The 15919-nt window shown below is 47.2% G+C and carries 16 protein-coding genes and 1 pseudogene; 7 read left to right on the forward strand and 10 right to left on the reverse strand.

Translation table 11 applies throughout. From position 1 onward, the window contains the following. The 6 genes and pseudogenes from QMA35_RS09425 to QMA35_RS09450 form a co-directional block, all read left to right on the forward strand. Positions 1-242 (forward strand): annotated as a pseudogene (locus QMA35_RS09425) (hypothetical protein); the annotation flags it as partial. A 173-nt stretch (positions 243-415) separates the two neighbouring features. Next, positions 416-934: a GNAT family N-acetyltransferase gene (locus QMA35_RS09430; protein ID WP_281646896.1), complete on the forward strand. Its 519-nt coding sequence runs from the start codon at positions 416-418 to the stop codon at positions 932-934. 54 nt (positions 935-988) lie between these two features. Continuing rightward, positions 989-1843 carry an alpha/beta fold hydrolase gene (locus QMA35_RS09435; protein WP_281646897.1) on the forward strand — a complete coding sequence of 285 codons (855 nt, stop codon included), beginning with the start codon at positions 989-991 and terminating at the stop codon, positions 1841-1843. A gap of 32 nt (positions 1844-1875) precedes the next feature. Next, the gene (locus tag QMA35_RS09440; RefSeq protein WP_281646898.1) at positions 1876-2235 is read left to right on the forward strand and encodes a DOPA 4,5-dioxygenase family protein; all 360 of its coding nucleotides are present in this window, start codon (positions 1876-1878) and stop codon (positions 2233-2235) included. A gap of 5 nt (positions 2236-2240) precedes the next feature. Continuing rightward, a complete protein-coding gene (gene bluB / locus QMA35_RS09445; protein WP_281646899.1) occupies positions 2241-2888 on the forward strand; it encodes a 5,6-dimethylbenzimidazole synthase in 648 nt (215 codons plus the stop codon). Positions 2889-3958: 1070 nt separating this feature from the next. Continuing rightward, on the forward strand, positions 3959-4366 hold the full coding sequence (locus QMA35_RS09450) for a hypothetical protein (protein WP_281646900.1): 408 nt from the start codon (positions 3959-3961) through the stop codon (positions 4364-4366). Positions 4367-4387: 21 nt separating this feature from the next. On the opposite strand, the gene QMA35_RS09455 is transcribed toward QMA35_RS09450, so the two are convergent. The 9 genes from QMA35_RS09455 to QMA35_RS09495 form a co-directional block, all read right to left on the reverse strand. Continuing rightward, positions 4388-4978, reverse strand: coding sequence for a molybdenum cofactor guanylyltransferase (locus QMA35_RS09455; protein ID WP_281646901.1), 591 nt, complete (start codon positions 4976-4978; stop codon positions 4388-4390). A 335-nt stretch (positions 4979-5313) separates the two neighbouring features. After that, positions 5314-7494, reverse strand: coding sequence for a hypothetical protein (locus QMA35_RS09460; RefSeq protein ID WP_281646902.1), 2181 nt, complete (start codon positions 7492-7494; stop codon positions 5314-5316). A 360-nt stretch (positions 7495-7854) separates the two neighbouring features. Then, positions 7855-8187, reverse strand: coding sequence for a hypothetical protein (locus QMA35_RS09465; RefSeq protein ID WP_281646903.1), 333 nt, complete (start codon positions 8185-8187; stop codon positions 7855-7857). Positions 8188-8201: 14 nt separating this feature from the next. Next, positions 8202-8573 (reverse strand): hypothetical protein, encoded by a 372-nt coding sequence (locus QMA35_RS09470; protein ID WP_281646904.1) that lies wholly within the window; start codon positions 8571-8573, stop codon positions 8202-8204. A 241-nt stretch (positions 8574-8814) separates the two neighbouring features. Next, the gene (locus QMA35_RS09475; protein ID WP_281646905.1) at positions 8815-9432 is read right to left on the reverse strand and encodes a trimeric intracellular cation channel family protein; all 618 of its coding nucleotides are present in this window, start codon (positions 9430-9432) and stop codon (positions 8815-8817) included. 214 nt (positions 9433-9646) lie between these two features. Then, on the reverse strand, positions 9647-10450 hold the full coding sequence (locus tag QMA35_RS09480) for a hypothetical protein (RefSeq protein ID WP_281646906.1): 804 nt from the start codon (positions 10448-10450) through the stop codon (positions 9647-9649). A gap of 15 nt (positions 10451-10465) precedes the next feature. Continuing rightward, positions 10466-11254 carry an aldo/keto reductase gene (locus tag QMA35_RS09485; RefSeq protein ID WP_281646907.1) on the reverse strand — a complete coding sequence of 263 codons (789 nt, stop codon included), beginning with the start codon at positions 11252-11254 and terminating at the stop codon, positions 10466-10468. Between the two features lie 11 nt (positions 11255-11265). Beyond that, positions 11266-12474, reverse strand: coding sequence for an FAD-dependent oxidoreductase (locus QMA35_RS09490; protein WP_281646908.1), 1209 nt, complete (start codon positions 12472-12474; stop codon positions 11266-11268). Between the two features lie 152 nt (positions 12475-12626). Continuing rightward, on the reverse strand, positions 12627-12755 hold the full coding sequence (locus QMA35_RS09495) for a hypothetical protein (RefSeq protein WP_281646909.1): 129 nt from the start codon (positions 12753-12755) through the stop codon (positions 12627-12629). 189 nt (positions 12756-12944) lie between these two features. Between QMA35_RS09495 and waaA the strand changes: the two genes are divergently transcribed. Further along, positions 12945-14228 (forward strand): lipid IV(A) 3-deoxy-D-manno-octulosonic acid transferase, encoded by a 1284-nt coding sequence (waaA, locus tag QMA35_RS09500; protein WP_281646910.1) that lies wholly within the window; start codon positions 12945-12947, stop codon positions 14226-14228. A gap of 75 nt (positions 14229-14303) precedes the next feature. On the opposite strand, the gene QMA35_RS09505 is transcribed toward waaA, so the two are convergent. Further along, on the reverse strand, positions 14304-15713 hold the full coding sequence (locus QMA35_RS09505) for a TolC family outer membrane protein (RefSeq protein ID WP_281646911.1): 1410 nt from the start codon (positions 15711-15713) through the stop codon (positions 14304-14306). Positions 15714-15919 lie beyond the last annotated feature (206 nt).

Here is a 15919-nt window from a genome sequence, read left to right on the forward strand (position 1 = left end):
TCCTTGGGCGCAGTGAAAATGCTGTAAAAATACAGGTGCTCACAGCAATGATTGCCTACCTCCTGCTGCGCCTGGCTCAGATCACAACACCCTGCAAATTGTCGTTACAGCAAATAGCCCGAAGAGTCAGTCTTAATCTGACCCGCCGTTGCTCTTTGTTGGAATTATTCAGTGATCCGCCGGATAGCATGGAAGTCAATTCACTCCAGAATCAGGGGAGTCTGGAACTGGTTTATGCTTAACCGGACAGTAGTGATCTAATTTAACTTTTACAGTTTAATAAGCCAGAAGAAGAAACCTGGCCCAACCCCAATAAATTTAAAATATGACGCATTATTGATTTGCACCACAACACAACAACCGCCGGATAGGCAACATAATCGCTCTCTTATACCAGGTGACGTAACTTAATCTCATGGACATTCCCCAGATAGAAACAGATCGCTTAATCCTTAGAGGTCTTCGTGAAGAGGACTTCCCGGCTTACGCCCAATGGTGCACCAACCCGAAATTCATGAAACATATTGGCCCTCAAAAACCAATCAGCAGAGAAGATGCCTGGCGCAGTATGGCGATGGTTGTTGGCCATTGGCCGTTAAGAGGTTTTGGTTTTTGGGCTCTCGAAGAAAAAGCTACCGGAGAACTGGTTGGCCGAGCAGGGCTTTTTGAGCCTGAAGGCTGGCCTGGCACAGAAGTGGGCTGGGGACTCGACCCAAACCACTGGGGCAAGGGTTACGCGACAGAAGCCGCAAAAGCAGCCGTAAAATGGGGTTTCGAGAATACTGATAACGATGAACTTATCAGCCTTATTTCCCCGGACAATCACCCTTCAATAAAAGTGTCGGAAAGGATTGGGCAAACATTTTCCAGAAACTTTAACTTTCACGGTAATGAAATAAGTATCTACAGCCTTTCCCGTTCTGCTTTAAAATAAGCACCCATCGTCTAATAAGCCGATATACACCAATAAGAAGAGGCTTGCTTTATCATGGTAGAACAACAGGTAATCACGTGCTCAGATAACTACCCACTGTCAATTAATTTTTATCCGTCACCAAACCCCAAAGGTACTGTGATCATCGCCAGTGCCATTGGGGTATCTCAAACTTACTACCAGCGTTTTGCTGACTTTTTGGTAGAAAGTGGTTTGCACGCAATCACATTTGATTACCGCTATACCGGGCAAAACAGCACCTCAGCAAAATCTACATCACTGAGTCTTTCTGATTGGGGTTCGCAGGATATCGAAACCGTTATCCAGTTTGCACTCACTAAAAATCTTCCCGCTTACTTTATTGGACACAGTATTGGCGGACAGCTGCTTGGTCTGGCTCCCTCTGCAAAAGAGCTGAAGAAAATGGTGTTCGTTGCCTCATCGGCTCCCTACTGGAAACGGTGGCCTGCGCCGGAGAACCTGAAAATCCTGTTGGCCGCCAAAGTTCTGTTTCCACTTATTGCCGGTTTCACCAAACAGTTTCCAACCAAGTCTCTGGGGTTGGGAAACCAGCCTATTCCTTCGCCTTACATCAGTCAGTGGTCTCGGTGGATGACTGAACAGGATTACCTGTTTCAGGATACCTTTCATCTCGATACCAGCCATTATCCAAATATTAAGGGCAATATCCTTTCCCTCGGTTTTACCGATGACAATCTTGCTCCCGAAATCAATATTGAATACCTGTTGCGCTTCTTCCCCGGTGCACCTTCCTCCTTAAAAATACTCAATCCAAAAAATCTTGGGGTGAAGGCTATAGCCCATACTGGGTTCTTCAGGGACACCCTGAAAGAAAACTTATGGAAAAGTGTACTGACCTGGATTGAAAGCGGGGAGTTTCAGGAATAATGTGCACAGGGATACAGAACAATGAGATCCCGATGAACTCTGCTAAACGCCCGGTGAATTGCCATAAGGCTTATCACGCTCATGTTTACTTTGATAGGCAGACTTTGGAGTTTGCAGAAAAGCTTTGCCTTGAAGCAGGCGACCTTTTCGGTTTAAAAGTCGGGCGTGTTCACCAAAAACTGGTCGGCCCCCATCCCCGCTGGAGTTGCCAGATCATATTCTCACATAAGAGCTTTGATGAACTGGTTCCCTGGCTGGATAAGAACCGGGGAAATCTCAGCATTCTGATTCATGCCCTGACCGGTGATGACCTGAAGGATCATACTGAGTTTGCCTATTGGCTGGGAGACTGTGTTGCTCTTGATTTCAGCATGTTCGCCCCACAGACATAACGTTTATGACTATTACTGAATCCGAAAGAGATGCTCTCTATAAAACTATTTTTTCACGACGAGACGTTCGGGGAGAGTTTCTCAACAAACCTGTTCCGGAAGATATTTTAAAACGCATTCTCAAGGCCGCACACCACGCTCCCAGCGTGGGCTTCATGCAGCCATGGGACTTTATTGTTGTTCAGTGTCCGTCAACCAAGCAGGCGATCAAGGAGGGCTTCCAGAAGGCCCACGCGGAATCAGCTGAAATGTTTGATAGTGAACGCAAGCAACAATACAGCGCCCTCAAACTGGAAGGTATTCTCGAGGCACCACTGGGTATTTGTGTAACCTGTGACCGTTCCAGAAATGGTCCCGTTGTATTAGGTCGTACGATCAAGCCAGAGATGGATTTATACAGTTCTGTTTGCGCCATACAAAACCTGTGGCTTGCTGCCCGGGCAGAAAACCTTGGCGTTGGCTGGGTCAGTATTATTCATGACCATGTACTTCGTACAGCTCTGAATATTCCCGACAGCATCGATATTATCGCTTACCTGTGCGTAGGTTATGTTAGCCAGTTCCATGAAAAGCCAGAGCTGGAAAAACGGGGCTGGTTGTCACGCCGAAGCCTCGAAGCAGCTATTCACTATGAGTCCTGGCCTGAAGACTAGGGGGCGTTCTCAATTAAGCATACGACTCAGTGGCGCCTACCCATAGAGGCTCTCGGCAATGCTGGGTTCGCTGCCCTGTTTCTTAAAGAGCAGCTTACGACCCGAAAAATAGTTTCTATTACATTGGAGTTTATCGGTGTGCTGATTATCGTCAAACCCGGCATTGAGGCCAACACTGATCATGCTGGCTTCAGCGTTGTTTTACGCAATGGTTCATTCATCCACAAAGGCTCTTGCCTCAACAGAAAGCATTTCCAGAGTAGTATTATTTATGTGCGTTGTTCAGCCTCCTATAGGGTTGATCTTTTCTCTTTCCGGTTGGACATGGCCAGCTTTGGCCCAACTTTCATGGATCTCATGGATCGTTATTATAGGCATTTCCGCACTTTCAGCTCATTACTGTATGACCAAAGCTATGCAATGTGCAGAAGTAACAACCGTTTTGACTCTGGATTTTCTGCACCTGCCAACTATGTCTGTAGTGGGAGCGTGGCTGTATAGCGAAGATATGAATATTTCTTTATTAATTGGAGGGGGTGTCATGTTGCTGGGCAATTCGCTGAATAGCTATCTCCCAACAACATGAAAGGAGAAGCAAGAGTTCAAAAGCTAGGGATATACATGCATAGCTTGCCCCTCTGTATTCTACCAAAACGCTATCTCCCGAACATATGCTGAGTTGATAGTATCTTTTCTGTTTGGAATCACCATTCCGTTCACGGAGTAATATTCGCAGGCTTCTTTCTGGTAATCCGATGCCAGCGAGATCAGTTCGGTGAATTTGGCACGGGCGGAATAAATGGGGTACTGGATCATGGCGACAATGGCTAGAATACCGATTATCGTCGCTGCTACCCTTAAATCGATTAGGGTGAACCCTTTCTATTTTTCTCCCAGCCCTGAGAGTTACCCATCCAATTTATGGCAGTACAACCTCAGGTCTCACACTTACTCTTTGAATATCATAAAGTTATCACTCTCTACGTTTCTCTACATAAGCCCTCTTAATTATCATCGGCCTTCGCTATAATCCTTTCTTGTTTTATTGCCTGTACACCAACGAGTTCCTTATGTCTCAACCCACCGAAACCGGTATCAGCCAATCCACCCGCGAAGCTGTAGTGAATAAAATCACCGATAGTCTGAAGGTACTCTACCCTCTCGCTCAAAGCGCAGACGAACAGCTGGAGATGCTGAAAAAACAGAATAAGGGCAAGTTCTCAGCCATTTTCCAGAAGGGCTCCCCTTTTACAGCGAACTCTGACCGTTTTCTGCCCTACATGGTTGAAACCGCTAATGAGCTGACCGAACTACTAAAGGTGGATGACACCGCATACGTGATGTCTTTAAAACAGCTGATGCATAAGGTTCAGCTGCTTCATGAAGTGCTTACTCGCTTCCATGCTATTAAAGACGAAAAGAGTGAACAGACTGAACAAAAAGAACAAAAAGAACAAAAAGAACAGTCCGTTCATTAATGAGTATTGAATATGGAGAGTTTAATTCTCTCCATTCAAGCAAGCTTTCCACTCTTCCGGAGTATTGGTATTGGAAAAGCAGTCCTGGTGGTTATCAGGCTTAGGCAGAGAAACCCCTCCCAACTTCTCGAACAGCCGCCATAGAGCATAATCACGGCGATTGTCACTGGTAATAGCCACCTCAACAGCTTGCAGGACTTCCTTATTAACCGGCAATAACAGTGGCAACGAATAGTTCTGGTATTGCACTGGTCGGCACCCATCAAACTCACAGACCAGCTTGGTCAAATGCTCTGGCCGAAGTAAAGGCATATCCACAGGGATGATAATAAGTGCTGGAGTTTGACACACTTTTAACACCGCATGAATGCCGGAAAGCGGCCCGCGGCCAGGGTATATATCAACAATCGAGTTGCTCGACAAACCTGGACGATTCACAAGAACATTATCAGCCCCAGCAGCCTTCAAGGTCTCCCCCATATGTTGATAGAGCGGTTTTTCTCCCCACAGCAACATGGCTTTATCTTCCCCCATGCGGGAAGACTGACCGCTGGCAAGAACAACGCCCGTCCAGGCCCATGAAGAAGTACTTTGTGATGTCAACACGGTCATAGAGTCACAAATTAATTAGAAACCTGTGAGATGTTAAGGCTCCCGTCTACGGATGCAAATTTATTGAGAAATAAGGCCATTGTTCACGATTGACCATCGGTTCATAGAGCACTGCTTCTACCTTCAGAGAATGGAAGAAGTTTTCCACACAGGCGTTCCAACAATCGCCCGCTTTACGGCCTCAGCCTTAAGCTCAGGAGAATTCAGCCTTGAGCTCAGGAGAATGGAGTTTACGCTTTTTCTTGGTTGTCATTGGTCACCTCGCAGAGTGATTTTACCCTCTTAGGGAGGTGTCCATAACTACTGCTTCAGATCAGGGGAAGCCTGTGATGGTATCACGTTCCTTCATCAGCGGTTTTAACAGGAGGTGTTGCCCTCTCACGGTAGACTTCAAAACCCTGTTCAAGTGATGAGAGCAATTCATCCAACGACTTTTTATGTTGTGAGATGCCTTCGAGTGCATCCTTGTAGGAATAAGGCTGTTTACTCCCTGATGGGTTTGATGTTTGAAGTCCTTGTAGGCACTTTTTTCTGAGTTTACATATCTTTGGTAATTCAGAGGCTGTTTGGTTCACCTCCCGAATATAACGACAGCACTCTTCTCTTATCCACTGAAAGCCTTGCTGTAACTCTTCGTTATTGAAACATTTGGAGTCGTTCAAAAGTATCACTTTATCCAGATCCCTTCGGAAGCCTTCCATCAATCCAACATGGGTTGAGAATTCCTGAAAGTGTGCTCTGAACTCTTCAACCATGGGCTGGAACTTCTGCCCATCTTGCGGAGGTGGCACCTGAAAGCCCCTCAAATATTCAGAATACCTTTTGATAAAGGACATGGATTTTTGGCAGGACTCATAAACCTCTTTAGCTTGTAAGTGGGCCCATTCAACAAGACCGTAGTACGCCAGTACCTTCTGCTCAGGTGTAGAGTTTTTCGCACTGCTGTTGGTAACCTGTCGATAAGCCCTGAAGCGCTCAGTGACATTGTCGGTTTTAATATTATCTGTAGCTTCTTTCAGTGTTTCCCAGTTGCTTTTTATAGCTATCTCCGAAAGAGACGGGCTAGCTATAGTAGCTTTCTGATTTTCAAGTGGAGAAGCTTCAAGTAGAGGAGCTTCACCCTCACAAAGTTTGTCTACAAGGGTACCTGCTGAATAGGCTTTCGGTGTTTTAGGAGTAGGCTTCGCCTTTTCCATTGCATCCAGTACTTTAATAGCTCTTTCAATGGTCTTGTTTGATTCGTTTTGTATTTGGGTGAGAAGCGCATCCAAGTTGTTATAGCGCTTTTTAGGTGGTGACTTTTCTTTAGGGTGAGGATAAAAGCTTGACCAGCAGGTTTTCAGGTCAGTCAGCAACTTTATAGCCCTCCATCTCATTCTCTGAATTTCCATAACACTATCTCCCTGTTCAGAGAGCTGAGCCGCTATTAGAAGGCTCACGTCCAGGACTGCCGCAGGAAAGTTTAGCGATTTATCCTCATACTCTGATAATCCCTCTTCGAGCATTTTATTGTCGGTACAAAATCGAGCCATATCCTGCATAGATGTTTCTGTTATCTCTAAATATCCCGATACTGCTCCCATTAAAATGCGAGAGCAGAAGAGATCTATAGCGACCTTTGGTTCGCGCTTATCATTTAGAGATACTGCAAAATGTTTATCCGCCTCCAACAGAACTTTCTGTACCGCGAGAGCTTTCTGTGTCGCGAGAGCTTTCTGTGTCGTGGGAGCTTTCTGTGCCGTGGGAGCGTTAAATCCTTCAAATATGATCTGGAGTAACTTGAGTGTTTCGGCGCAAGCATCTCCTGGAAAAGTTTTTTTGAGTGAGACTTCGTCTTTTTTAACTTGGGCAATCGAGCCATAACAGGCTATATAGATAAGCGCTATCTTTCTGTAAAACAAGGGCATAAGGTTGGCTATATTGATCTTGAGCCTATTAATCTCGCTCCTATCAAAATCGGTGTCTTTTGACTGTAATTCCAGACACTGTGTGAAGTGAGAAAGTCCTGTGATGAATTGTGTTGCCACCTGATTAAATAGTGCACCCAGTTGCTGCCGGTCGTTACCAGTACCTAAAAATTTACGGCTAATAGAAGAGCAGGCTGTTATTAGCAAGGTGCTAGCCATGCTCTCTGCTCCTACACAGTCATGACTGCCGAGAAAGGCTAACACTCTTGCTCTGGCTTTATCGTAGGCATTCCTAAGAGAGGGGTTGCATCGAACGTTTGCAATGCCTTGGGCTAAAGGCGCATTTGGGTTTTCGCAGTTATAGAGAGCAAGACATTTTCTCCAAGTGGGCTCTAACTGGCTTGCAAGCCCTTCTGGTGCCCAGAATTGTATTTCTTTGCCTGGGGAGTTTTGGCATGACTGTTGAAACTCTAATAATTTATGAGTTGCACCACTAGCCTCTTGCCCTAGTGCATTTGCATCGCGGACTTTCCTGATCCTGAGTTTTACTTCGGTTGCGACTCTTCCTGCTTTTGTTTGTAACGCATCAAATGGCATTTTCTCCAACATGGCCACACTGGCTTCTTGAGAAGGAGGAATGCTGGTGACTTTATGTCCTGTTGCTATAGCTGCATGTGGCTTCGACACAGGTTCAGGCGTTGGCGTTCTGGATTGCGCAGGAGATTGGGGTACCGAATGTTGAGATTCAGCGGGGGTCATCATGGCACCTATTTTAGTTGCTAGAGTAGCGACTTGATTCCTGTTTGATTCTTTTTTCCTTGAAAGTTCCTGATAGTGATGGGGTGAATAACTATTTTGTTAGAAAGTACAGCTTTGTTAGAAAGTACAGCAGCAAATTTAATGTTGTTAGGGCAGCTTGCCGAAGTGTTAAATGCTGCTGGATCACCGGGCTAAGAAGCACTTGAGTCGCTAAATGAGCTCATACTTGCAATCAACAGTGAACATTGGCCCTGGCGCAATACTGATGCCATTGATCAACGCCTGTCGGGATAACTCTTTAGCATCCACGCCTTCAGGTAACTCTATCCATAACAGAATGCCTCCTTTCGGGCAGGTCGCTCGAGTTCCTTCAGGAATTTCCAATGCTTTTAGATGCAAAGCTTCAAGAGCCTGAATGATGGCGTAATAGGTTGGAGAATTTATCGCAACAATATCCCCCGGTTTGGTAACTGCCTGCAAAGCGCAGGTAATAGCTTCTGGCAACCTGTGGTAATCAGCACATTCTGGGGTTTTATTCGGCAACCAGCTCCTACCATTCAGCGGGCAACCTGCACTCGAAGTTCATCAACACCTTGCAATGCGCCATATCCTAAACCGACAGAGTTGGCAGCACGGGTCATATCCGCCAGATAACGCTTCACAGGGGTGATAGAAGTTAAAGTCAGGTCTGGTGACGCGCGTCCAAACTGAAGAGGAATATCACCAGGATTATGACTGGTAGAGTTCAGTGCCAGACGCCACTGGGAAACATTACAGGGCACCAGCCTTGAGCGGGTTAACCGCGGAGGTTCGTCCTGATCGGGTAAAAGATCACAGACATAATACCCCGAGCGAGGGCGGGCTTCTACCCAGCCCCTGCGCTCCAGCAGTTTGTCTGCCGCAGCTTCATAGAGTTTGGATCGCCCCATAAACATGACAGATTTGACCGTCAGAAAGCATGACAGATCAAACCCAACCCCTTCTGTACTGTTTATTTTTCTAGTTATCTGAATCTGTCTCGAACGGTGTGCCAGCTTTAATCTTGACTCTCCACTGACAAGAGAGAAAAACAATGAACGGGAGTGAAGAGAATCAGGTTAAAAACAGTGTTGCCCGCCGGATTGTACGGCGTTACAACATCTGGAGAAGCCGTTCTGGCGCCCTTGAGTATTAGTGCCAGCTATTATGGCGATAATAAAAACGTGGTAGCTCCCACTCTCTTACTATCGCTGCATAGCGGAAGGAAAAACCTAAAACAATTGTGATCACAACACTGATCCAGCTGGGCAGATCAGTTTGCAACAAACCGATGTACAGCCAGGCTGCCGCAAAAGCGATACTGGCATACAGTTCTGCCCGAAACACCAGCGGCACCCGGTTACACATAACATCGCGGATAATCCCGCCAAACACCCCGGTAAAAACTCCCATTAACGCGGCAATAAACCAGCTGTGGCCAAGAGCCAGCGTTTTTTGTACACCAATAACCGTAAAGGTCATCAAACCTATGCCATCCAGAATAAGAAATGCTCTTCTGAGGTAACGCATCCAGCGGCTGATATAAATGGTGAGCATGGCAGCTGTGATAATTATGATCAGGAACAGCGGGTTCGCGACCCAAACCAGAGGGTAGTTGCCTATCAACACATCACGGACAGAACCGCCTCCAATAGCGGTACAGCAGGCAATAAAAATCACACCAACAGGATCCATATTCCTTCGACCAGCCGCCAGCGCACCAGACATACCTTCAACGGTTATCGCCAGAATATAGAGAGCACCAAGCATGCCTGTCCCCGAGCACAATGTTGTAATGATTGTATTTAGTCTAGGGTATGTTCACGATTAAACATCGAACTCAGCATTACCACAATTTTCCAGGGTTGGGCGCCGCTCCACCGGAATACTGGTTGCCTTTCAAAGAGTGGCAACGCAGCCATAGAGACTTTTGGGAATGCTCTTCGGGTGGCCACTGAGTCGTATGTTTAATCGTGAACATACCCTAAAAAGGACGGGCTAAACGTTGGCCGAGACCACGAAAAAATTCTGAGAGTTGAAGTTTATCTTTAGAAAAAGGTTTCCAGTGCCCATCTCCCAGCGTAAATAACTCCCCGGTTGGCAGGTTGTTCTTATCCAGCGCCATCAAAACAACATAAGAGTTTTCATCAAGAATACTGAGCAGCTCACCGACGACCCCATCGAAACTGTCTTCCACATGAAGCAAAGTTACTTTTTGCGGCAAAACAACTTCAACAGGGAATACCAGCTGAAAACTGGCAGTGGAGGAATGAATATAACCAGTAACCGGCCAGGACAAAGACTTCCCCTTAAAGCTGAAGTTTTCACCCGAATCCTCAAAAAGAAAGCTCGATTGCGTCACCGGAAGAAAAGACTGGCGGTTTAACTCATAAGGGTCAGCCAAAGGCTGGCCTTCGGAGGAATATCCATAACATTGACCATCGGAAAACGGCAGAACTTCTTCCATAAGTTCTGCCCATGCGGTTATTAATGGATTATCCAGATGCTCTGCTGGCACATAACCAGACACCAGTTTCAAAAACCCATTCTGCTCCACCAGCACTAATGCCCGGCGAGAGCCATGACGAACGGTTAACTGCAGCGATACACCGAGATTGGCAAATATACGTTTGCCACCTTGTTCCTGAATAACTCCCACCTTACGCAGGGCTTGAACTTCTGCAAAGGTGAGTAAACCACCGTAAGGGCAGATATCACTATCTACGCCCAGACTTACCCGGCAAGTACGGAAATGATCTGCAGGCTCCCTGCGCAGACATTGAGACATAGTTACCTTGAATCTTTAAAACGCCGCTTTCACAGCTTCTACATTCTGTCGCATATGTTTCAGGTTAATTGTCCCCAAAACCGCACTGGTCACACCAGGATGTGAATAGACAAAATCCATACTGGCTTTCACCGGGTCTTCACCGTCACTGCAAAGGTGTCCGCTGGCCAAAGCCTTCTTTACCAGAATGGATTTATTGTGCTGATGTGCAAAGTCGAGTACAGCCTTTTCGCCCTGTTCGTTCAGGTTCCAGGTGACCATAACGCAGTCAGACTTCTCCAGAGCCAGGATACCGCCTTCTACTGTTTTGGTAGACATACCGCTGGCACGAATCAGCCCTTCTTTCTTCAGGTCTTCCAACACATCCAGACAGCCATAACGACGAATGACATCAACATCATTGCCATCGGAGTGCACCAATACCATATCCACACAATCGGTGTTCAAACGCTGAAGGCTGCGTTCAACGCTGAAGCGGACATGTTCGGGGGTGAAATTGAAATGGGATTGCCCGTTTTCAAACTCTTCACCTACTTTACTGCAGATTATCCACTGGTCACGCTGCCCCTGAAGGAGCTTGCCCAAACGTTCTTCGCTGGTGCCATAGGCCGGTGCGGTATCCAGTAAATTAATACCCAGATCCCGCGCCTGCGCCAAAAGATTCAACGCCTCGGCATCACCAGGAATTTTAAATGAGCCAGGATACTTCACCTGCTCATTACGACCGAGCTTTACGGTACCAAATCCAACAGCAGATACCTTGAGCCCAGTGTCTGCCACGGAGCGCAGCCAGTGGTTTTCCATAAGTGGATTCCTTAACAGTCCTGCAAACGACCTTCCCAGAAAGGCTTAGTCACTTCCGGGCGAGGTTGATTGGGAGCAATAAAGCCTTCATTGCCCTGAGGCTTGATACCTTTTGCCTCAAGGTTACGAATCACTTCGTCAGCAAGGTTTGGGGCCAGTGCCAATTTCGTTGGCCAGGTGACCATACCATTCTGCACCTGTTTGCAATAAGCAGCATCAGGGCGAAGCAGCTTGCTCTGCTTAGGTTCAGCACGGTTAACACGCAGAGCTCCCCAGCGTGCTTTGCCGAGATCAACCCAAGGCATCAGCTTCTTAAGTTCTTTCTTGCCCAGTGCAATCTGGGCATCAGTATCACGCTTCACACCAGACTCAGCCAGTTCCCCCCCCATATACCAAACCCAGCGACCATTCTCGGAAGGATGGCTGGTCATGGTCAGGCGAGGAACAATATCTGTGCTTACGCAGTGTGCATAAACAGGATGTGGGAAGTCGTGCTCTACCATCACCATGTGCAGTGGGCGCAGTTGCATGGTAGGAGATTCCAGCTGCCAGCGTTCCAGCAGGTCACCTGTACCTTCACCGGCAGTAAACACATACTGCTTGGCATCAATGGTGTAGTGATCATCGCCGCGCACCATTTCAATACCGGCAATAGATTTGTCTTCGTTAAGTTTGAGAGTTGTGTTGTTCTCCCAGTCTACGTGAATGATACGATCTTCCAGACCATCAATCAGGGCACGCACAACAGATTCAATGTCCAGAACACTTTCGTTCAGTTTATAAAGCTTGCCTTTAAAAGCTGGTGTGTTGAATGCCTCTGGTAGTTCATCACGGGTTACCCTATCTACCCGGCCGCGTAATGCCTTGCTGCCAAAGAATGCTGCCATGCGAGAGCCAAAGCCACCTGGTGTCCACATAAACTGGTGATCAGAAAGAATGCGAACAGAGGTCAGGTCCAGTTCACCTTCCCCTTGGATGGCCGACAACCAGCGTGCTGGCATACCGGCTATACATTCTGATGCTTTGGTCAGATTTCCAGACAGCGCATACTTGATACCGCCATGAATAATCCCCTGGGATTTGATGGTTTGCCCACCACCCAGTGTTTCATTTTCAAGAAGAAGGGCTTTGTAGCCCATATTGTTCAGGCGCCGGAATAACCACAGGCCTGCAATACCACCGCCGACAACTGTTACGTCAGCTTCAATGACATGGTTCATTAGCTGTTAGCTACCTGTCAGATAAAGAGATTTCGGTGGCTATATATAAGGGCGGAAGAGTACAGATACAAGGGAAACTAGAGACCAGCCCTGAAATCAGGGCTGGTTACCATAACTTCCATAGTTTTTTCAAAACCAGTCATTTCAACTCCTTAATCCATATACACCGCCTCACGACCATTTCGGCCTGAGGTCACACCTTCAAAAGCAAGGACACTACCCAACGATTCTGTACGCTGAAAACCTGGTTGATTTGTGACAACTTGTGGTGACTGCATCATGGAAAACTCTTCCAAATATCTTGGTTAAAAACCGAGTTAATACGTCACAATGTATTTCCAGCCTGCGATCAAAGAGATTGGGAAATAGTCTGAACCACTGAATTTCTTATGGTATTTATGATCCAAACCTCTGGTACTCCAGCTTTACCTTTCAGATAATAACCGCCCCTTACACCAAAGCGGTTTCCAATGTCGCGTTTTGTCTACACCCTAATCTTCTACCTTGGTCTGCCTCTTGTAGTCCTGCGCCTTCTCTATCGAGCCAGAAGTGCTCCGGCCTATGCGCGCCGTTGGCATGAACGTTTTGGGTTGATCACACCACCGGCAGATGGCAAAAAGAGCATTTGGATACACACAGTTTCCGTAGGAGAATCCATTGCGGCCGCTCCGCTGGTTAAGAAACTGCAGAGCGCCTATCCAGATCACCGGATTGTCGTGACCACGATGACTCCAACTGGCTCAGAACAGGTCAAAATACTTTACGGTGATACTGTTTTCCATGTTTATGCGCCTTATGATCTTCCCTGCTCAGTCAGTCGTTTTCTGAAACGTATTCAACCGGAGTTGGCTGTGGTGATGGAGACTGAACTATGGCCAAACACCATTGCTGCCTGCCATAAACGTAACATCCCTGTTCTGCTCACCAATGCCCGACTGTCTGAACGCTCTGCCAAAGGCTACGGCAGATTGGGCCCTTTAACCCGCAAGATGCTTCAACAGCTTTCCTTTATTGCTGCTCAGACTGAAGACGATGCCCGGCGTTTTATAGAGCTTGGCTTCCCAAAGGCCCGCATGCAGGTCACCGGGACACTGAAATATGATTTAGATATTCCCGAAGCGTTAAAAAGTGAAGGTAAAGATTTACGGGAAAGCTGGCTGAGAGGTCGCCCCGGGCACGCGCGAATTCTAATTGCTGCCAGCACTCATAAAGGTGAAGACGAGCAGATTGTTGAAGCCTTCCGAAATCTAAGCCGTACATTGTCCGATGTTCTTCTTATCGTGGTGCCAAGACACCCGGAACGTTTTGACGCTGTTTATGAACTGCTGAAAAACGAGGAATGGAACATCAGCCGTCGCAGTACGAATGCTCCAGTCACCCCTGAAACAGATGTTCTTCTGGGGGACACAATGGGCGAATTGTTGCGCATGTATGCAACCGCTGACCTGGCCTTTGTGGGGGGAAGCCTGGTGGAACATGGCGGACATAATCCACTGGAACCCGCGGCTTTGGGCCTGCCAATTGTTTCTGGCCCCCATGTATTCAACTTCCAGGAAGTCACCGCCACGCTGGAAGAAGCTGGCGCTTTAACAACTGTGCACACCAGCGCCGGATTAACCCGACATGCCGAGTATATTCTAACGGATCAAGATGCCGCCCAAAATGCGGGTAATGCCGCTCTTGAAGTCATGAATAAAAACAGAGGTGCTCTCAGTCGTCAACTTATGCTGGCACAGGCATTGATAGAAAAATAAAAGTGTGGGATTCAAACCAAAAGAAGCCGGGTGAAATCCGGCTTCTTTTTATGTGCAAATTTTATCCAGGAGCGTTTAAGCGCTCTTACATACGGGTGTTAACTCATCATCCTTGCTGGCACGAATCCAGGCATTCAGGTCTTTCAGGTCCTGAGGGCTCAGAGTACCGGCAGTCTGTTTTAGTCTGAGTGTGTTAATGATGAAATCATAGCGAGCATTCAGGTAATCACGCTGAGCGCTATAGAGGCTCTGTTGGGCATCCAGAACATCAACAATGTTGCGGGTTCCTACCTCATAACCACTTTCTGTTGCTTTTAATGCGCTGCTTGCAGACACAATGCCCTGACAACGTGCATCAACACGTTCTACATCAGCATTGACTGTATTGAACAGGTTACGGGTATTTGCACTGGTCTGGCGCAAAGTGTTGTCAAAGTCCATCTGGCTCTGTTCCAGTCTGTAGCCGGATTCCCGAACCCTGGAACTGGTCAGGCCACCACGGAAGATAGGCACACTCAGCTGCAGGCTGTAAGTGGTGCTATTGGTTTTACCATTGGAGGTATAACCATTGTTATAAGTACGCCCGGTGGTTGGATCAACATTATGACCATAGGTCGCAACAGCATTCAGGGTAGGTGCATGACCAGAACGGCTTACTTTTACTTGAGTTTCAGCAGCCTTCACACCTTTACGGGCAGCCTGCAGGGTCAGGTTCTGGGATACCGCGGTATTTACCCACTGTTCAATAACCAGAGGTGCCGGAGTGGCAACCGGCATGGTTTTATCAAGCTTAACCAGGTCAGCGATGTAAATGTTGGTCAAAGTGCGCAGGTTTTCAAGCGCTACTGAAACATCATTGTTTGCCTGTATACGAGCAACACGAGAAGAGTCGTAGGCAGCACGAGCTTCAAGAACATCAGTTTCCGCAATCAAACCAACCTCAAAACGCTGCTGGGTCTGTTCCAGCTGACGCTTTACAGCGCGCTCTTCAGCAAGGGCTGTAGACAAGGCATCTTCTGCACGCAGCACATTAAAGTAAGCTTCAGAAGTACGCATAATCAGGTTCTGTGTTTCAACAGCCAGACTCAGGCGAGCCTGTTCGGTCAGAGTACCCGTACGCTCAAAGTTGAACCAGGACTCAAGATTGAACAGGGGCTGAGTCAGAGTTGCGCTCCAGCTATGGCTGTTCCAATCGTTGGTACGATTACCGGCACCGGCTGGCAGAGTGTTGGCATCTAGCATTGAAGAGCGGTTAGAGTTCGTCTGCGCATTTAAGCCGATGTTAGGTAGCAGTGCCGCACGGCTTTGGGGTACAGCTTCTTCAGAAGCTTTCAGAGACGCCTGTGCCGCGGCCAGCTGGGTATCATTTTTCAGCGCCAGCTCATATACCTTCAGGAGATCTGCAGACTCCTGAGCTTGAAGAGTCCCACTCAGTGCCATAACCGCGGCACTGATTCCGACCAGCAATCGCTTGGATGCCATCATTCACAGTCCTGTATCTGGTAAAATCGCTTGCCGGGAAACTGCTTATATTCCCCACATTTCAGCGAGAAGGGTGCAGGAATTTTCCTGCAAATGGGCAAAAATAACATTAAGCCCTGAAAAACCAAACTGATATTTCTTACCAAATTGTACATATGGCTATTTTAAAAACATGAGAGCAATATAAGCTTCCAGTTATATTACAAACA

Origin of the sequence: Parendozoicomonas sp. Alg238-R29, assembly GCF_947331445.1 — a bacterium.
Taxonomy (GTDB): domain Bacteria; phylum Pseudomonadota; class Gammaproteobacteria; order Pseudomonadales; family Endozoicomonadaceae; genus Sansalvadorimonas.